General features: G+C 39.8%; 18 protein-coding genes and 2 tRNA genes. 13 read left to right on the plus strand and 7 right to left on the minus strand.

Translation table 11 applies throughout. The features are described 5' to 3' along the window. Positions 1–96 precede the first annotated feature (96 nt). The 3 genes from QT327_RS03795 to QT327_RS03805 all read left to right on the plus strand — a co-directional run bounded on the left by QT327_RS03795 (position 97) and on the right by QT327_RS03805 (position 2,629). Entirely contained in the window at positions 97–840 is a 744-nt protein-coding gene (locus tag QT327_RS03795) for a DUF4905 domain-containing protein (protein WP_130856817.1), read from the plus strand. An 11-nt stretch (positions 841–851) separates the two neighbouring features. Then, positions 852–1,808 (plus strand): DPBB and LysM peptidoglycan-binding domain-containing protein, encoded by a 957-nt coding sequence (locus QT327_RS03800; protein WP_013667882.1) that lies wholly within the window; start codon positions 852–854, stop codon positions 1,806–1,808. Between the two features lie 188 nt (positions 1,809–1,996). Continuing rightward, positions 1,997–2,629, plus strand: coding sequence for a uridine kinase family protein (locus tag QT327_RS03805; RefSeq protein ID WP_013667883.1), 633 nt, complete (start codon positions 1,997–1,999; stop codon positions 2,627–2,629). Here the strand turns inward: QT327_RS03805 and QT327_RS03810 are convergent. The 5 genes from QT327_RS03810 to QT327_RS03830 form a co-directional block, all read right to left on the minus strand. Continuing rightward, a complete protein-coding gene (locus tag QT327_RS03810) occupies positions 2,626–3,285 on the minus strand; it encodes a CoA transferase subunit B (protein ID WP_289552081.1) in 660 nt (219 codons plus the stop codon). The genes QT327_RS03805 and QT327_RS03810 overlap by 4 nt on opposite strands. 67 nt (positions 3,286–3,352) lie before the next feature. Continuing rightward, positions 3,353–3,718, minus strand: a complete 366-nt coding sequence (locus QT327_RS03815) for a four helix bundle protein (RefSeq protein WP_130856814.1) — start codon at positions 3,716–3,718, stop codon at positions 3,353–3,355. 70 nt (positions 3,719–3,788) lie between these two features. Beyond that, complete coding sequence (locus QT327_RS03820) at positions 3,789–4,484, minus strand: CoA transferase subunit A (protein ID WP_130856813.1); 696 nt, start codon at positions 4,482–4,484, stop codon at positions 3,789–3,791. A gap of 482 nt (positions 4,485–4,966) precedes the next feature. After that, positions 4,967–7,336: an endonuclease MutS2 gene (locus QT327_RS03825; protein WP_289552083.1), complete on the minus strand. Its 2,370-nt coding sequence runs from the start codon at positions 7,334–7,336 to the stop codon at positions 4,967–4,969. A gap of 141 nt (positions 7,337–7,477) precedes the next feature. Next, positions 7,478–8,134, minus strand: a complete 657-nt coding sequence (locus QT327_RS03830) for a DUF4296 domain-containing protein (RefSeq protein ID WP_130856811.1) — start codon at positions 8,132–8,134, stop codon at positions 7,478–7,480. Between the two features lie 149 nt (positions 8,135–8,283). Between QT327_RS03830 and QT327_RS03835 the strand changes: the two genes are divergently transcribed. From QT327_RS03835 to QT327_RS03855, 5 genes are all read left to right on the plus strand, one after another. Next, the gene (locus tag QT327_RS03835; protein ID WP_013667890.1) at positions 8,284–8,949 is read left to right on the plus strand and encodes a YggS family pyridoxal phosphate-dependent enzyme; all 666 of its coding nucleotides are present in this window, start codon (positions 8,284–8,286) and stop codon (positions 8,947–8,949) included. A gap of 154 nt (positions 8,950–9,103) precedes the next feature. Next, positions 9,104–9,544, plus strand: a complete 441-nt coding sequence (locus QT327_RS03840; RefSeq protein WP_013667891.1) for a GNAT family N-acetyltransferase — start codon at positions 9,104–9,106, stop codon at positions 9,542–9,544. 122 nt (positions 9,545–9,666) lie between these two features. After that, complete coding sequence (locus QT327_RS03845) at positions 9,667–10,443, plus strand: RsiV family protein (RefSeq protein WP_165447010.1); 777 nt, start codon at positions 9,667–9,669, stop codon at positions 10,441–10,443. Next, positions 10,443–11,711 carry an aspartate kinase gene (locus tag QT327_RS03850; protein WP_013667893.1) on the plus strand — a complete coding sequence of 423 codons (1,269 nt, stop codon included), beginning with the start codon at positions 10,443–10,445 and terminating at the stop codon, positions 11,709–11,711. The genes QT327_RS03845 and QT327_RS03850 overlap by 1 nt, the downstream gene beginning before the upstream one ends. A gap of 107 nt (positions 11,712–11,818) precedes the next feature. Then, positions 11,819–12,997, plus strand: a complete 1,179-nt coding sequence (locus QT327_RS03855) for a class I SAM-dependent methyltransferase (RefSeq protein WP_130856807.1) — start codon at positions 11,819–11,821, stop codon at positions 12,995–12,997. A gap of 17 nt (positions 12,998–13,014) precedes the next feature. Here QT327_RS03855 and QT327_RS03860 read toward each other — a convergent pair whose 3' ends face one another. Together QT327_RS03860 and QT327_RS03865 are read right to left on the minus strand one after the other, a co-directional pair. Beyond that, the gene (locus QT327_RS03860) at positions 13,015–13,647 is read right to left on the minus strand and encodes a DUF502 domain-containing protein (RefSeq protein WP_013667895.1); all 633 of its coding nucleotides are present in this window, start codon (positions 13,645–13,647) and stop codon (positions 13,015–13,017) included. Positions 13,648–13,666: 19 nt separating this feature from the next. Next, positions 13,667–16,129, minus strand: a complete 2,463-nt coding sequence (locus tag QT327_RS03865; protein WP_289552084.1) for a bifunctional UDP-N-acetylmuramoyl-tripeptide:D-alanyl-D-alanine ligase/alanine racemase — start codon at positions 16,127–16,129, stop codon at positions 13,667–13,669. Positions 16,130–16,283: 154 nt separating this feature from the next. Here QT327_RS03865 and QT327_RS03870 point away from each other — a divergent pair, with 154 nt between their 5' ends. The 5 genes from QT327_RS03870 (at position 16,284) to QT327_RS03890 (ending at position 18,377) form a co-directional block, all read left to right on the plus strand. Next, positions 16,284–16,748 carry a regulatory protein RecX gene (locus QT327_RS03870; protein WP_289552085.1) on the plus strand — a complete coding sequence of 155 codons (465 nt, stop codon included), beginning with the start codon at positions 16,284–16,286 and terminating at the stop codon, positions 16,746–16,748. A 126-nt stretch (positions 16,749–16,874) separates the two neighbouring features. Beyond that, a tRNA-Gly gene (locus QT327_RS03875) sits at positions 16,875–16,947 on the plus strand. 51 nt (positions 16,948–16,998) lie between these two features. After that, positions 16,999–17,084, plus strand: a tRNA-Leu gene (locus tag QT327_RS03880). A gap of 206 nt (positions 17,085–17,290) precedes the next feature. Next, the gene (locus tag QT327_RS03885; RefSeq protein ID WP_130856804.1) at positions 17,291–17,866 is read left to right on the plus strand and encodes a Crp/Fnr family transcriptional regulator; all 576 of its coding nucleotides are present in this window, start codon (positions 17,291–17,293) and stop codon (positions 17,864–17,866) included. Between the two features lie 70 nt (positions 17,867–17,936). Beyond that, the gene (locus QT327_RS03890) at positions 17,937–18,377 is read left to right on the plus strand and encodes a carboxymuconolactone decarboxylase family protein (protein WP_013667900.1); all 441 of its coding nucleotides are present in this window, start codon (positions 17,937–17,939) and stop codon (positions 18,375–18,377) included. The last annotated feature ends 44 nt before the right edge of the window (positions 18,378–18,421 follow it).

Here is an 18,421-nt window from a genome sequence, read left to right on the forward strand (position 1 = left end):
TTGCACGCTTTTAAAGGGATTTTCCATATAAAGATACTATTTTTGTCAGATGGTTATAGAAGAAAGATGAAAGAGGGTAGCAATAATCGTTAACGAATGACAAAAGCATTTTCTTACTTATATGAAGGCACTATTTGGAAGATAGACATCCATGAACTATCCGGTATGCTTGCCATCGAATGGAGAGATCAGGATGGGCTGCCCTACTTTTCGGTTATTCATTATCGCAGTGGTCGTTTGTTATCCGATCACATACACTATGGCGATCGTTGGTGGACGCTGGCAGCGGTGAATACCAACCAACTGTTCCTGCAGCATTATCCGCAACCAAACCAAGGGCAAACGCAGGGACTTGTAGCTATCGATATACATAGTAAACAGGTCACCTGGGAGCAATTCAATCTGCAATTCGTAGAGCTTACACAGGAAGGAATAGCGGTAAAGCAACGATTTTCAGATACGAATGCGGTCAGCTTGCTGGAGCCTTTGTCGGGAAGTATACTTGAAAATCATACATTACTAAATAAACTGTCGCCTTTGCCCAGAAATATACGCTCGGCCTCCCCTGTTCACCGGACTCCTCCACTTCCAATTACAAGCACTTTAGTTGGCCCCTATTTCTTTCTGGAAACTGACGGTAAAGAGCTGTGGGCCTATCATGAGAGGAAAGAAGATAAGTTACAACTCATATTAACGGTTATTCAAGAGCACAACGTACAATTTAAGGAATGTATAGTTGATCGATTAGATCATCTGCTGCCGGAAGTCTTTTTTATGGTTGGCCAACAATTGTTTTTTGTAACGAATAATAAACGAGAAATTGTTTCGTATTTTGTATAATTGTAATGTATATGAAGAATAAAAAAATATTAAAAGGCTTAGGCGTGACTGTTGCCTGTGTCTTAACAAGTAGTGTTGTTTTTGCGAATCCGATAACAAGGGATTCGATAGGAGTTGAAAATCAAAATGGTAAAAAAGTAATTCTACATAAACTACAGACCAGAGAATCTTACTACTCTCTTGGACGCAAATACAACCTGAAGCCAAAAGACATCATTGATTTTAATGCTAATAAGTCGCTCAAAGCTGGTGATGTCGTTAAAATTCCGACCGGCGCACCCTTCTCGAACCCTGCAAACAATGTTGTAAAAACTGCGACTCCTAGCTCAAAGCCTCCCGTTAATGGCGGTGCAGCTATTACCTCCCAGGGAACCGATTATATTGAATACAAAGTAGGTGCAAAGGAAACGCTTTTTTCCATTTCAAAACGCTTTGGAGTAACTGTTGATGCGATTAAACAAGCGAACAATTTATCCGGCAACTCTTTAAAGGAGGGGCAATTAATCAGAATCCCGAATACATCTATAGAGGAAGCCGCCACTGATCCCAGTGTTCCAAAGAAAGTAATTAGCAACGAAGAGTTAAACGGTGTAACAAGCGAAAACGAACAGCAGGTTGCAAGCGGCAACGCCAATACGATTGAAGAAGAACCGGAAGAAACACCTAAAGAGGATAGCACACCGGCCAATCGCTACGGAATCAAGCAGGTGACAGCAAGCGGCATTGGAATCTGGATGGACGACTTAAATGGCGAAAGCGGCAAAATGCTCGCCTTGCATAACTCCGCTCCGGTCGGCACCGTAGTTAAAATTACCAACCCGATGACCAATCGAACTACTTATGCAAAGGTTGTAGGTAAATTCAATGAGACATCGGAAAATAAAGATGCTATCATCGTTATTTCCAAATCCGTGGCTTCATTAATCGGTGTAATTGACAGACGGTTTCAGGTTAATATCTCTTATTAGTTAAGTGGTTAAGTAGTTGAGTGGTTGAGTCGTAAAGATGTCATGTAGTTAATTAGCTAATTTGATAATGGGACTACGTGAGATTAAAGCCTACGGCTATAGCTTACGCCTTAATAATAGTTAAGTAGTGAATCAATACTAACAACGAATAGCTAATAACGAATAACTAAAGTCTAATAGCTAAAAAAATGTCTAAAAAACCTTATGTCATTGGTATCGCTGGCAGTAGTGGTTCGGGAAAGACGTTCTTTCTGAAGTGTTTTCTTAATCACTTCAAAGATCATGAAGTTACGTTAATCTCTCAGGATGATTATTACCTGCCAGCCAACACCAAAACGCAAGAGGAAAACAAACTGTATAATTTTGATGTGCCTGCTGCTATCAACCGAACGCTCTTTTATCATGATATTAGCGCGCTGATTGCAGGGAAGACGGTTTTTAAAGAAGAATACACTTTTAATAATCCGGCAATTAAGCCAAAAATGTTGGAGATAAAGCCAGCTCCCTTATTAATAGTAGAGGGGCTTTTTATTTTCCATTTTGAAGAAATCAATACACTTCTTGACGAGCGTATATTTCTTCACGCAGATGAACATATTGCATTAGAGCGCCGACTTCGACGGGACCTTATCGAACGGGGGTATTTTGAGGAAGATGTCAAATACAAATGGTATAATCACGTACTCCCCAGCTTTGATGAATATCTTTTTCCCTACAAATCGCAGTGTGATTTAATTATCGAAAACAATAAGGACGATACCGCGATGATGGTACAAGTAACTGATGAAATTTCCGCACGCTTACGGAAAAAACTATTTTAAAGTCTCATTTCCGGAATATTATCATCGGCTATAAACTTGCCGGCGGTTGCATTCCGGATTTCATCCACACTCAGTCCAGGTGCTCTTTCTAAGAGGCGAAAGCCTCCGTGTGGTTCAATAACAAAGACGGCTAACTCGGTAAAAATCTTCCGAACGCACCTCACTCCTGTCAAAGGCAAGGTGCAGGATGGAAGCAATTTACTTTCACCTTCCTTGTTAACCTGTTGCATCGCAACAATGATATTTTTGGCAGACGCTACCAGATCCATGGCTCCCCCCATTCCCTTGACCATTTTGCCCGGTATTTTCCAATTGGCAATATCGCCATTTTCCGAAACCTCCATAGCTCCCAGAATCGTCAAATCTACCTTCTGAGCCCGGATCATTCCAAAACTCATTGCTGAGTCAAATATTGCCGATCCGGGAAGCGTTGTAACCGTTTGTTTGCCCGCATTAATTAAATCCGGGTCGACTTCCTCTTCCGAAGGGTATGGTCCCATACCAAGCAAACCATTCTCCGATTGCAATACCACCTGGATATCTTCAGGTATATAATTGGCTACCAAGGTTGGTATACCGATACCGAGGTTAACGTAATAACCGTCTTTTATTTCCTGCGCAATGCGTTTGGCTATTCCTTGTTTGTCTAGGGTCATGGTGTTAGTTGTTAAGTTGTTAAGTTGTTGAGTTGTTAAGTAGTTAACAGCAGTGTCGAATATATTGTCATTCCTTTCGTTTCTTAAGGTAAAGTATATATCCATTCAAAAGTGCTATACATTTTTCTAGATCGGCTTTGCATTTATCAAATGTGGCGTTGTCAATATATTGTTCATCCAAAGCACATATTAAATGATCGAGTATCTCATACAGTGACCCTCTTGATTGTCTACAAAATTGGATGTTTTCTTGATAATGAAATCGGCCGTACCCTTCCGCAATATTTGCAGTAACTGATCTAGCTGCTCTTTTCAATTGATCTGATAACCTATATTTTTCTTCATTCGGAAGAAGTTTTATAACTTCACCCAATTTGTTTCTAAAGCTTCGACAGTGTTTCCAAACCTCTAGATCCTCAAACGTGCTGGTCATTGAATTGTACTGTTTTTCAATTTTTGATGCGAATCTCACTACTTAACTACTTAACAATTGGTCTACTTGACTACTCCCTTATGGTTCTCTTCTCAATTCTTTTTTCATATTTTTCTCCTTGGAATATGCGGTGTACATAAATCCCGGGCGTATGGATATGATCCGGATCCAAGGATCCAACAGGTAGCAACTCCTCGACTTCCGCAATGGTTATTTTTCCGGCCATGGCCATGATAGGATTAAAATTACGGGCCGTTGAGCGAAAGATAAGATTCCCGGTTGTATCTCCTTTCCAAGCCTTTACAATGGCAAAATCAGCATTGAATGCCATTTCTAACAAATAGTCTTTATCGTTAAATCTTCTGATTTCTTTACCTTCTGCCACTTCGGTTCCTACTCCTGCGGGTGTAAAGATTGCCGGCATTCCATAACCGGCCGCCAAGCATCGAGTGGCCAAGGTGCCTTGCGGTATTAACTCAACCTCCAGTTCTCCCGAAAGTAGCTGACGCTCAAATTCTGCATTTTCTCCAACGTAAGACGCGATCATCTTTTTTAGCTGCCTTTTTTGAAGCATTAAACCGATTCCGAAATCATCTACACCGGCATTATTGGAAATACATGTTAAGTCTTTCACTTCTTTTTTCACCAATGCGGCAATGCAATTCTCGGGTATCCCGCATAGACCAAATCCCCCGAGCATAAGTGTCATTCCATCCTGAATGTCTCTAATAGCTTCATCGGCATTGTTCACTACTTTATTAATCATGGCTATCAAGTTTAAAAATCGGCTGCAACGATGTTAATTTACAATTTTGGTTCTATAAAACAAAAGGCTGTAAACAATAAACTATAGGCTGTAAGCAATAAGCCATAAAGCCAACTGATGCGCGTAACTAAGAACGCCGCCCCTCGTTATCACATTGGCTCATCATCAAATTGGCTAATCGGCTAATTAACGAATTAACTACTCAGCCACTCCACAGCTCAGTGACTTAACAATTCCAAAAAACATTTAGAATTAATTTAAATAATACTTACCTTTGGCAGCGTAAATTGATGAAGATGAAGATATTGAACATTTTTGAGATGGAGCTGGTAAGAAATGGCTGCCCGTTAGATCCTGAAAACCACAAAGGACTGAATCCTTATACCGGTTGTTGTGAGTTCAAGAAGTGTTGCAAAAAATATAAGAAGGGCAAGCGTTGTAAAAAATGTCCCAATAGGTAAAGAATTAGCCCATTCGATAGGCTAATTCAAATATACATACGTTATTCCATCACCGCCTCTATCAGCATGTTCGTCTTCCATCCTGTTAACCTGCGAATATTTACGTAAATAATCCCGTATCATTTTTCTAAGAATACCATCTCCTTTACCGTGAATAACCTTTAGGCTTGGAAAACCCAACATAATGGCCTTATCTAGGTGCTTTTCGATCGCCTGAAGGGCGTCTTCTGTGCGCATGCCCCTTACATCCAATTCAGGATAAAATCCCGTTAACTCTTCGGTAACCATTGCGCTATGAGATTTACGAATTTCTTTTGGAACCTCTTTTGTTGCTACTTTTTCTACACGTTTTCTTTTCACCACCGATCGCAAATCACCCATCGCCAAGATAAGGTTATCTTTCGCAACTTCCAGTACCTGAGCCACATTACCTGATTCTATAATTTTCACCCAATCGCCAACGTGTATTTCTTGGTTATTAGCGACCGTAGCTCCTTTCGTTTTTGGTTCATTGAGTTGGTGGCGTTCAAGCTCTTGCTGCAAGTGTTGTCTAGCTGCCTTCGTTCTCTCTCTATCTGCTTTGCTCTCCTTAATTTCTGAAATCGTGTTTTCCACTAACCTGTTGGCATTTTTTATAATTTCCTGGGCTTCTAGCTTAGCTTGTTTAAGGATGGTCTTTTTATTCTCGTCTAAATAGCGTTGCAAAGCTTCGGTATCTTGTTGTAACTTATTGAGCGCAGTTTCTCTTTTCTCAACTAAACGCTTGGTATCCAGGATTGTCTTCTTTTCCCGCTCTAAGTCAACAAGTAAGGTGTCAACCCGCTTTTGTTGTGCACCTATCTTTTGTTTTGCTGCTTGTAGAACCTCCGTTGGCAATCCAATTTTTTGTGCAATTTCAAAAGCATAAGAACTACCCGGTTTCCCGATTTCTAAAATATAAAGTGGATGCATGGCTGCATTATCAAAAAGCATGGAAGCATTTTCCAGGCCTTCTGTCGCATTAGCAAAGTTCTTCAAATTAGAATAGTGAGTAGTAATTACCCCTCTTATTTTTTTACGGTTCAAAACTTCCAATACCGCTTCCGCTATCGGGCCACCGAATTGTGGATCAGTACCTGTGCCAAATTCGTCAATAAGCACCAACGTTTTACCGTTCGCGTGTTCCGTAAAGTATTTCATCTTCGAAAGATGGGCACTATAGGTACTTAAGTCACTTTCGATCGACTGGTCATCGCCGATATCAGCAAAAAACTGTTTAAAAACACCTATCGTCGACGACTCGTCCGCCGGAATCAATAATCCGGCTTGGCCCATTATTTGCAACAAGCCGATGGTTTTCATCGCTACCGATTTTCCGCCTGCATTAGGTCCTGAAACAACGATTACGCGCTGCTGATTATCTATTTTGACATTCAACGGCACAACTGTTTGTTTCTCCTTCTTAAAATTGAGCATCAGAAGGGGGTGTCTGGCGTTTATCAGTTCAACGGCAGCTTCTTTTGACAACTGTGGCATATCCGCTTCCAATTCGATTGCAAAAAGTGCCTTGGCTCGCACAAAATCAAGTTTACTAAGCAATCCATGATAGGCTAACAAGAGCGGAATATTGGGACGTAATGTATCCGTTAATTCAATTAAAATACGGATCACTTCTCTTCGCTTATCAAATTCAAGATCGCGGACTTTGTTGTTTAAATGAAAAACTTCTTCGGGTTCGATGAATACCGTTTGCCCCGTAGCCGATTCGTCATGAATAAAGCCCTTCAACTTGCGTTTGTTTTCTGCCAATAGCGGGATGCATAAACGGCCATCTCGAACGGTTAGGTTTCCGTCTGCCGTCCAGCCGTTTCCCTGAGCGCTTTTAAAAACATGGTCAATCCGTTTGCGCGCCTCCTGCTCTGCTTTGGCAATATCGGTGATAATTTCTGAGAGAAGCGATGAGGCGTTGGGCTTAATTTTACCTTTCGCATCGATTACGCGTTCGATAGCATTTACAATCCCTTTTTCTATTGGCAAGTGTTCGAATAATGCTTCCAGGTTAGGATAATGTCCATTTCGGTCGTTAAAATATCGGATAACTGCAAATACAGTTTTCAACGACAGTAGCACATGAAAAAACTCTTCTTCTGTCAAAAACACCCCCTCTACCCTAGCCTTTTCTGCGAGGGCACGTATGGGATACAAATGTTCTATGGGCAAGGGGGAATCGTTCAGTAATATTTCTTTAAATTCATAGGTTTGACGCATGAATTTATTGATCTGGTCAAACTGATGCATCGGCTGGATTTTGTCCACCATTTGCCTTCCCATTTCACTTAAACAGTATGCTTTTATTAGTGCCTTGATTTCGGTAAAACCTAATTTATCAACAGCATTCTGAGGATATATCATTCTATTTAACTTTAGGTAGCGCTGTAGGCTGTAAGCCGCAGAGGGTTAGTCCCTACTCAAGTACTTACTACTCCACTACTTAACTACTCAACTTTTAACCATTGACTAATTGGCTAATTAAAAATTTGGCTAATTAACAACTTAACGCCTCTTCGACTTAACCGGCCCCTTTATTTTCAACGAGTCTGCCGGTTTGGACTTCTTGATTGAATCTATGGGTAACAACAACTTACTCAATTCGCTATTTCCATTCGGAATATAAAGGATTCGTTTAACCAATGCCTTCTCCAGGGGCAAAGACCATGCCTCCGATTTACGGTTAGCCGAATCGGTATGCTTCCGATAAAGTAAATTTTTGGTCAACTGAAAATTCACCGAATCAGCCTTTATTTTGTCTAGACTATCTTTAATGGACGCACTCTTTAAAGAATCGGCCACGAAGACCTTTCTCATTTTTGCATCTATCTTCGCTTGTTCATCCTTTTGATATTGCTGCAACCGCTTTTGCACCTCGGCATAAATCTGATTCAATAAGCCCGGATCTTTTGAATAGAAGACGAGGCTTTTGTTAAACCCAGCCGAATCAGTGTCATATTTTTTAAAGATGGAAGCATAATAATTTTTCGCCAGCAAGCGAGACGAATCCATGGGTAAGGAAGACAGGTATCCTTCAGCCAGATGAAAATCACATAAAAGTGGGACCATCTTCTTTTGGGCGATAACTCCTTCAGGCACCTTCTCCTTATTACAAGCCGCTAACAAAAACACTGAAAGAATTACTATTAATAACCGAGTCATTTCTTTAAATTCGCACAAACTTAGATAAAATGCTTTTCATATGCAATTAGTTACCTTTGCGTCCGCTTTAAAGCAGGCGTTTAGGTTGCGATGAGTAATTGTCCAAGAAAGGTACAAGTGTGGGCGGGCGAAAAAAATTGATAAGAGAAATGAGTATTAGTGATAATTTAGAAAAGATTAAAAAAGAAACAGATTCGGTAGGTGTAACATTGGTAGCCGTTTCAAAAACCAAGTCAGTAACTGAGATTCAAGAAGCTTATGACGCCGGACAGCGCACGTTTGGAGAGAACCAGGTACAAGAATTGCGCGATAAATACGAAGTTTTACCGAAAGATATTGAATGGCATATGATCGGTCATTTACAAACAAATAAGGTAAAATATCTTGCGCCCTTTATCAAATTAATTCACTCTGTTGACAGTTTGAAATTGCTTCAAGAAATTAATAAACAGGCGTCAAAACATGACCGAATCATTGATTGTCTTTTGCAAATTTATATTGCGGACGAGGAAACGAAATTTGGCTTAGCTTACGACGAAGTAATCGAACTACTACGATCCGACGAATTCAGCATACTTAAAAATGTTCGTATTGTTGGTCTAATGGGAATTGCTACCAATACCGATAATGAGAAGCTGATCAAAGAAGAATTCTATGAGTTAAAAACACTTTTTAATGGCATTAAAGCCAGCTTCTTTCGAAAAGACGACGCTTTCAAGGAGTTATCGATGGGTATGTCGTCCGACTATAAAATTGCCATTGAACAAGGGAGTACAATGATTAGATTGGGAAGCACCATATTTGGGTCACGTTGAGTTGTTGAAACGTTAAGTTGTTGAGTCGTTAAATAGTTGAGTCGTTGCGACGTTGAATAGTTAGGTGACTACTTAACTATTTTCCTACTAAACTACTTAACTACTCCCCAACTATTTCCCTACTAAACTACTTGACTATTTTATTACACAAAGCATGATACGTAAAGCGCAAAAAGAAGACTGTTCGAGAATTTTAGAATTGATACATGAGTTAGCCTTGTATGAGAGGGCCCCGGAAGAGGTGACCGTTAGTCTGGAAGAAATGGAAGATGCCGGCTTTGGAGCGAATCCCGTATGGGAGGCTTTTGTAGCTGAAATTGACGGCGTTATACAAGGTATTGCTTTATACTATACACGTTATTCGACTTGGAAAGGGCGACGGCTTTATTTAGAGGACTTAATTGTTACCCAAGAAATGCGAGGTCGTGGCATCGGCAAGCTTCTGTTTGATAAAGTTATTGAAGAGATGCAGAACAAAGGCTATAGCGGTATGGTATGGCAAGTATTGGAGTGGAATGAGCCTGCGATAAACTTTTACAAAAAGTATCGCGCAACTTTTGATTCCGAATGGGTTAACGTTTCGATAAACAATTAATAGATTACCTTGTTAATTTGTCTAATATGCCGTTTTGTCTCTTCCTTTAATAAAGTGCTGATATGTTTAGAATAAAAAAATCTTTACTGATAAACGCTAGCCTGCTACTAACTTGTGCAAACATGCTGTTCCTATCATGCAATCTTAACAACGAACGGAGAACTGTCGCAAAAGCTGACACGCTCCGTTATCGGTATCAGCATTATATATTATCAAGTAAGGAGGTTGTGGATAACGATGGAAAAAAAGACACGACTTATTTCAAAGCGATTTTTCCTGAATTTGAACAAAAGGAAATCAATGATTTAATCAAAAGACAGTTTACAGCTAATAGGCAGCCCGACACGCAATATAATTCAATTGAACAAGAAGCAAAAGCATTTATTGAAAACTATGAAGATTTTGTAAAAATGGACGAATATCCCCGTGCCTGGTATTCTGAAATGCACGCAAAGGTATTACAAAACAAACCTTCTTTTCTTTCTCTATCCTTAGAACTTAGCGACTATACAGGCGGAGCACACGGGAACTATAATACACTTTTTTACAATTACGACCCGTTAAAAGTCGACACCATTGGACTTGAAAAGATTATCCCTGTGGAAAAGCAACAATCGCTAACCAAGATAGCAGAAGTGATATTCAGAAAACAGGAGGGACTATCTACCGAGCAAGCACTGGACGAATCCTATTTTTTTGAAGATAATCGTTTTCATTTAAACAATAACTTTACCCTTACCCCAAAAGGTTTATTATTTTTGTATAATGTATATGAAATCAAACCTTACGCAGCAGGCATCACAGAATTGATGATTCCCTATGAGCAGATCGACTCATTGATGACGGAGGAAGGCAAACATATACGAACCCAGCTAAGACAGAATATTACAACAAATTAATGCAGGTATTTAAATTTGGAGGTGCATCTGTAAAGGATGCCGACGGGGTTAGAAATGTTGCCCGTATCGTAGAAGATTATAAAGATCAACAGCTTATTATTGTAGTTTCAGCCATGGGCAAAACTACGAATTTATTGGAAGAAGTAACAAAGGCCTATTATAACCAAGAGCCGGAGCTATACAACCTTTTCGAAAAAGCCAAAAAATTTCATGAACAGGTGCTAGACGAGCTATTTGAAGATAAACAGCATTCCATTTTTGACGAGGTCGCCAATTTATTTGTTGAGATCGATTGGATCATTGAAGAGGAGCCGCAAGACGCTTATGATTACTTGTATGATCAGATTGTTTCTATTGGTGAGCTGGTCTCTTCGCGCATTATAGAAGCATACCTGAGAAAAGTTGATATACATAGTCTTTGGATTGATGCTAGAAACTATATCCACACCGATAATACTTTTCGAGAAGGGCAGGTAAATTGGGAAAAGACCGAACGCAGCATGCGATCTTCGATTCCCGCTCTATTGGAGAAAAATATACTGGTTACTCAAGGCTTTATTGGTAGCACCTCTGAAAATTTCACGACTACCCTAGGCAGAGAAGGCTCTGATTATACCGCAGCCATTTTTGCTGCTTCCTTAGATGCAGAGCTAGTAACGATATGGAAGGATGTTCCCGGGGTGCTCAATGCAGACCCAAAATGGTTCGACTCAACTGAATTAATACCTGAACTTTCTTATTTAGATGCGATTGAGCTTACTTATTATGGAGCCACGGTAATACATCCGAAAACAATTAAACCTTTACAAAACAAGGGGATTGCGCTAGCCGTACGCTCTTTTGTTGATACCAAGAACAACGGCACAATCATAAGGGCAACCAATAATACATTACCGGTCTCCTCTTTCATCTTTAAAGTAAATCAGGTACTCATTTCTATTTTGCCCAAGGACTTTTCTTTTATAGTTGAGGATAACTTCAGTCACATCTTTGATGTGTTTGCCAAACATCGGTTAAAGATCAATATGATGCACAATAGTGCAGTTAGTTTTTCGGTGAGCGTCGATTATGATGAACAAAATATCGTTTCTCTGATTAAAGAGTTGAAAAAACAATATGATGTGGAGTTTACACGCGACTTGGAGCTCGTAACCATACGATATCATAATCCGCAAACAATTGAACGGGTATTGATAAATAAAGAAGTGATCATGCAGTTACAGGACAACTATACCTGCCAAATGCTTATTCGATCGGTGGGTAGTTAATTAGTTCGTTGAGTTGAAGAATCGTCGAGTAGTTGATTAGCTGTTGTGATTATATGGGCGATAGTCGATTGCTGCAAGTTGATTACTAGTCCTAAAAACCCAAAAAAATGAACCAAGCGATTTTAAAACCGGAAGTGCAAAATTTCTTGCGGGATCATATCCAAGCATCTCCCGCTTCAATAGCCTTAGGGAAAAGTCCCTTTCCGGATGTAAGCGCCCCTGAACTGGCCGAGCAGCTAGATGGGATGAAGCGAGCTCAAAAAAAATTACCGCAATGGTTTAATACAACGAATATCTATTACCCGGGCCTCTTGGGACTCGAACAGTCTTCTTCATCACTTACCGGCGCCTATAAAAGAGGATTAATAAATGTCGGCAGCTCGATTGTCGATATTACCGGCGGATTCGGCGTTGACGACTATTACTTTGCTCAACGCGCACAGCAAGTAATTCATTGCGAGCGCAATGCCTCTTTATCACGGATAGCCGAGCATAATGCCAAACAACTTGGCGTTACGAATATTCAATTTTTCCCGAATGACGGCATCGGCTACCTTCATTCCTCCGATAAAGTTTTTGATTTTATTTACATCGATCCCTCGCGAAGAGTCAAACAGCAAAAGGTGTTTAGGCTAAGCGATTGTGAGCCCGACGTAGTTATGCATGGACCTTTGCTTAAACAGAGAGGTAAAACTGTGTTAATAAAAGCCGCACCGCTTTTGGATATACAGGCAGCTGTTCATGAACTTTCGGGAGTTACCGACGTTCACATTATCAGTGTACACAACGAATGCAAAGAGCTGCTATTTGTTTTGCGTAATAACCCTACAAACGCAATCACTTTTCATTGTGTGGCGCTTAGCAACAAGACTTCAGACATTTTGCGCTTCAACGAGGAACAGGAGAAAACGAGCCAACCTGTTTTTGATAATCCCGGGAGGTACTTATATGAACCGGATGCAGCGCTGTTAAAGGCAGGGTGTTTTAAATATACGGCCGTTCATTTCAACTTATCGAAGTTGCATCAACATACCCATTTATATACCTCCGAAACTTTCAAAGAAGGCTTTATTGGCCGCTGTTTTGAGGTTATTAAAGTAGAAACGTATAGTGATTTCAAAAAAAATAAGAATTCAACTCAAGGAAATGTATCCACGAGAAATTTTCCATTGAAACCGCAAGAATTAAAAAAGAAGCACAAAATAAAAGATGGCGGTGATCAGTATCTATTTTTCTGCACCGGCCCCCAAGAACAGCTTCTTGTACTATTTTGCAGAAAGCGTTAAATTAAGATCACCATTAACTATTCGGCAGAGGGCTTTATATCTTTCATCTCCTCGTGTTCTAATCCGCTTACCCCACCCGAAACCACGAGCTTCATGGCATCTGTTGCGCTCATTTTTAGCGGTGTTACACGTTTTGCCTTTACCACACAAACTTGCCCGGCAAAAGAGTAGGAATACGGAAAATAAACAATAACATCTTCCGGCAAGTGTATTTTACGAAGATCGTGCTGCGTAAGAAAGCCGATTTTCTTGAGTCCCGTTTCATTCACTTCTACCAGAACCGGCTCGTTAAATTTTTTCTCATCCCCAACAAATGCCTCTGTAAAATCTTTAATCGACGAATACAATGTACTGAATAGCGGTACTCGGTTTAACAATTTATACAATCGATTATAGATTGGCTCGGTAATAAAATTGGTAACGATCACACCGGCAAGAATTAATATCAGGATCATTATGACAATACCTAAGCCCGGTATATACAGCGGTTGTCCTGTTTCGTCGCGTATCAGCCAACTTAGATTTAAAGCGGAATCAATTGTTGCTACGATCCAAAAGATCAATAGTAAGGCACCTGCTAAAGGCACCAAAAACAAAACTCCTTTGATTAGGTAGTTTAATAACAATCTCAACAATGTTCTATTCGACATTTTATGGGGTAGATTAAATTTATTCAAAGTAATAAATGCGTCTTACGCGTTGTGAAATACTTGTTAGGATTTCGTATGGGATAGTCCCGATCGCTTTTGCCAATGTTTCTGGAGAAAGTTCCTCTCCCATTACCAAAACCTCCTCTCCTTCCCTAACATCAATCCCTGTAACATCCAACATACACATATCCATACAAATATCTCCAACAGTGGGTACAAGCATTCCTTTTATAAGCATCTTTCCAACGCCATTGCCAAACCTTCGACTGTATCCATCGGCATAACCGATCTTTACCGTAGCAATGGTGCCGTCGCCGCTTAAACGCCCGTTCCTATTATAACCCACTGTATCTCCAGCCTTTATATACTTAACTTGGGTAATCCCCGTACGGAGGCGAGTTACCGACTGCAATGGCAAAGAACGATATTCATCTGCTGAGACACCATATAGCCCGATGCCCAAACGAACCATATCAAATTGTGCTTGCGGAAAGCGGGAAATAGCAGATGTATTAGCTATATGCCTAATAAAATGATAACCTAAGCCACGCGTTAAATCTTGCGTAAAAACATCAAATAACCGTATCTGTTCTGATGTAAAGTTATCGTGTTCCCGGATCCCGCTTGCCGCCAAGTGCGAAAATACACTTTTTACGACTATTTTATCGGTTCTTTTCAATTTGGCCAATAATCGATCCACATCGTCCGGTTCAAAGCCTAATCGATGCATACCTGTATCCACCTTAATGTGTATCGGATAGGCTTCCATCTTTTCTGAAGGCAACTTGCTGATAAAAGCTTCGAGTTCAGAAAAGCTATATATCTCCGGTTCAAGACGATACTCAATCATTTGTTCGAAAGTATCCTCTCCGGGGCTCATTACTACGATAGGAAGCGTGATACCACTTTTTCGAAGAGCAATCCCTTCATCGGCATAAGCAACCGTTAGGTAATCCACTTTATTAAATTGTAACAAATTAGCAATTTCAAAACTTCCACTCCCATAGGAAAAAGCTTTTACCATTACCATCAATTTAGTGCCTTGCTGCAACAATGATTTATAAACATTCAAATTGTGCTCCAGCGCATTTAGATTAATTTCCAACGTAGTTTCGTGCGTTTGTAGCGTAAGCGCTTTACTGATGTTTTCAAAGCCGAAAACCCGACTGCCTTTAATGAGTATTGTACTATCTCGAATCTCAAGCTTAGGTATATTTGTCAGCAATTGTTCCGTTGTATCAAAGAATTGGGTATCCATACGAAATAATGCTGCATTTTGACGAAGGTGTTTTCCTACGCCAATCAATCGATCAAGTCCTTTGCCTTCGAGCATGGAGGCTACTTTTGTATAAAGTGCCGTTTGATTTTGCCCTACTGTCGGTAAATCGGAAAGTATCAGCATTTTACGTGAATGTTGTTGCTGTTGTTTCAGAAAGTCTAAAGCGATCAGTAAAGATGACAGATCGTTGCTATACGAATCATCGATAATCGAGTTGTTATTAATGCCCTTTTTAAGTTCTAAACGCATACTTACAGGAAGGAGACGTTTCACACGATCAACGATAACCATCGCTTCATAACCTATTGCTAACATAAGGGCCCAGCAACAAACGAGATTTTCTATAGAAGCCTTATCCACGAATGGCACAGTTAGCACATAAGACTGTTGAAGGTACGTTGCTTCTAACACGTATTGCGATCCGTTTTCCTTGAGAGAAGCCGTTACCTCCAGCTGAGCGCCTTTGCCGATTCTCCATGTAAAATGATGTCGACCAGGTACCTCTATTGCTGAATCTACGAATATCGGGTTATAAACGATTTTATCAGCATCTTTAAAAAGCTTTAACTTTTCAATGGTCTTTTCTTTAGTGGAAGCAAAACCATCATCATGAGCATGGCCGATGTTTGTTAATATACCAATTGTTGGCTTCACCATTCTTTCAATGGCTTCCATTTCACCTACTTTACTAATACCGGCTTCAATAATGGCTAAATTATGTTGTCCATCCATTTGCCAGAGTGATAAAGGTACACCAAGCTGTGAGTTATAACTTTTTGGGCTCCGAACAATGTGGTATTCCGGAGATAGTAATTGATAAAGCCATTCCTTTACGATAGTTTTGCCATTACTTCCTGTAATCGCAATTACAGGATATGCAAATTGCTTCCGATGGTAGGTAGCCAACTGTTGTAATGCATGCAGTGTATCCTGCGCAAAAAGCCAATTGCAATTAAGGTAATCGGTAATGTTAACAGCTTCTGGCCTGACAACAAAATTCCTGACACCTGCACGGTAGGCCTCTTGCACATATTGATGTCCGTCTCTCCTTCCAGGCAGCGCAAAAAAAAGAGCGTGTTTCGCATCCGTTATTTTGCGACTATCATAGGCTAGCGTATAAACAATGGCTGAAGGATCAATTAATTCGGAAGCTACTGCAACAATAGTTGCTATATCTTGTACAGTATAAATCTTATTGCTCATTTCATGCTATATCTGGATATTTGGAAAGGCCAAAAGAAAGCCGTCTTTCTTTGAATAAGCAGTGGTTTTAGAACCTTTTTCTAACCATTTACCTTTGCAGGTCCAAAATTGAGTATTTTTTAGGAATACGGCAATTTTTTACGACTTTAGAAGTATGGACTACGAGAAAGAGATAAAACAAAAAAAGCTGACAAGACAACAGGCCAAATCAAAAGCGGAAAGCTACTGTGCCTATCAAGAAAGGAGCCAACAAGAAATGCGTGATAAGCTTTACAGCTGGGGGCTTCATCCAGTGGATGTTGAAGAAATTATTTCTGACCTTATTACCGAAAATTTCTTAAACGAAGAACGCTTTGCTTTAGCCTATGCTTCGGGAAAGTTTACGATCAAAAGTTGGGGTAAGATAAAAATCAGACAGGGACTAAAATTGCATCAAATTTCACAGCGACTTATTCACAATGCTTTGAACCAAATCAACCAACAAGCATATTATGATAAGTTGCGTGGATTGTTAGAAAAAAAAGCAGCGCATTTGAAAGAATCAGACCCTTATAAACGAAGAAATAAGTTGGCTCAGTACGCACTGTCCAAAGGCTATGAAAACGTACTTTTATTTTGATATACTGACTAACAATAACTTATAAAATACTTTACATTTTTTTTAAAAAATAATTTGCCAGAAATTGAAAACTGCCTATATTTGCATCACCAAAACGGAAAAACGGTCTCAAAAAGATCGAAACAAGCGAAAGTAGCTCAGTTGGTAGAGCGCAACCTTGCCAAGGTTGAGGTCGCGAGTTCGAACCTCGTCTTTCGCTCCGAATCCTTTCTCTCGAGAAAGGATTTTAATTTTAAAAGCTAGTATAGCTGCCTAGGTGGTGGAACTGGTAGACACGCAGGACTTAAAATCCTGTTCGCCTTAAAGCGAGTGCGGGTTCGATTCCCGCCCTAGGTACGAAAGCCGCAGTTTAGCAACTGCGGCTTTTTTTTGTAATAAATTATGACCTCTTCACCTTCGATTGAATAGTAAAAATGTCCAGAATGGATTCATCAATTCGTTCTTTGGTTTGGTTCCTTCCGTCAAGGAAAAGAGCACTTTCGTAAAAAACGAAACCGATAACCATATAAAATTTTATCTTAGTATTTTAAATAGCTGTATATATGGCGCAAGAACTACTTCATCATTTACGAAAATTCATTAAAATATCTGCAGAAGACTTTCTTGACGTGATTCCTTATTTTAGCGGCAGAAGTTTACAAAAGAAAGATTTTCTATTAACTGAAGGTCAAATATGTAAATCCAATTATTTTGTGATAAAGGGTTGTTTACGAATGTACTTTGTTAATGAAAAAGGAGTTGAACAGACAACACAGTTTGCCATCGAAAATTGGTGGATAAGCGATTATATGGCTTTTCAACATCAGGCAGCGACGTCTTTTTTTATTCAAGCGGTAGAAAAAACAGAAGTCTTGATTATCGACCGTATCGTGCAAGATAAACTACTTGATCGATTTCCGATTATGGAAAAATATTTCCGTCTAACTTTTCAGCATGCTTTTGCAGCTTCTCAAATGCGCATGAAATACCTATATGACTTCTCCAAAGAAGAATTGTACCGGCATTTTAGTACGAATTATCCTTCCTTCATCCAGCGAATCCCGCAGTACTTATTGGCATCCTACCTTGGCTTTACACCTGAATACCTTAGTGAACTCAGAGCTAAAATACGTTCTTAAACCAGTTTAAGATTTATCTCCACCTTCTTCCCGACCTTTGAATCCCTAAAGAAATACAAATTGTAAGATTATGAAAACGAGAGTCAATGTGCAGGCTGTAGAACCGGCCGCTTATTCAGCTATGTTTGGATTGGAAAAATATTTACAGGGAACTTCATTGAAGAAATCGCATAAGGAGTTGCTAAAAGTGCGGGCTTCGCAGATAAACGGTTGTGCCTTTTGTTTGGATATGCATACAAAAGATGCCATAAAAGGTGGTGAAACAGCACAGCGTTTGTTTTTGCTTAGTGCTTGGCGTGAAACCGATCTATTTGATGAAGAGGAAAAGGCTATATTGGCCCTGACAGAACAAATGACACTTATCCATCAGGGAGGCGTATCTAATGAAGTATATGAGCAAGCCGCCAACCTATTTGACGAGCATTACTTATCACAGTTAATCATGGCTATTGTTACGATCAATGCTTGGAATCGAATCGCGATTACCACCCATTTACCGATTTCCAAATAAACATCCAGTATATATGCGGTGATAAAGAAGATGTCTAAAAAAGT

Origin of the sequence: Olivibacter sp. 47 (assembly GCF_030372825.1) — a bacterium.
In the GTDB taxonomy this organism is placed as follows: Bacteria; Bacteroidota; Bacteroidia; order Sphingobacteriales; family Sphingobacteriaceae; genus Olivibacter; species Olivibacter oleidegradans.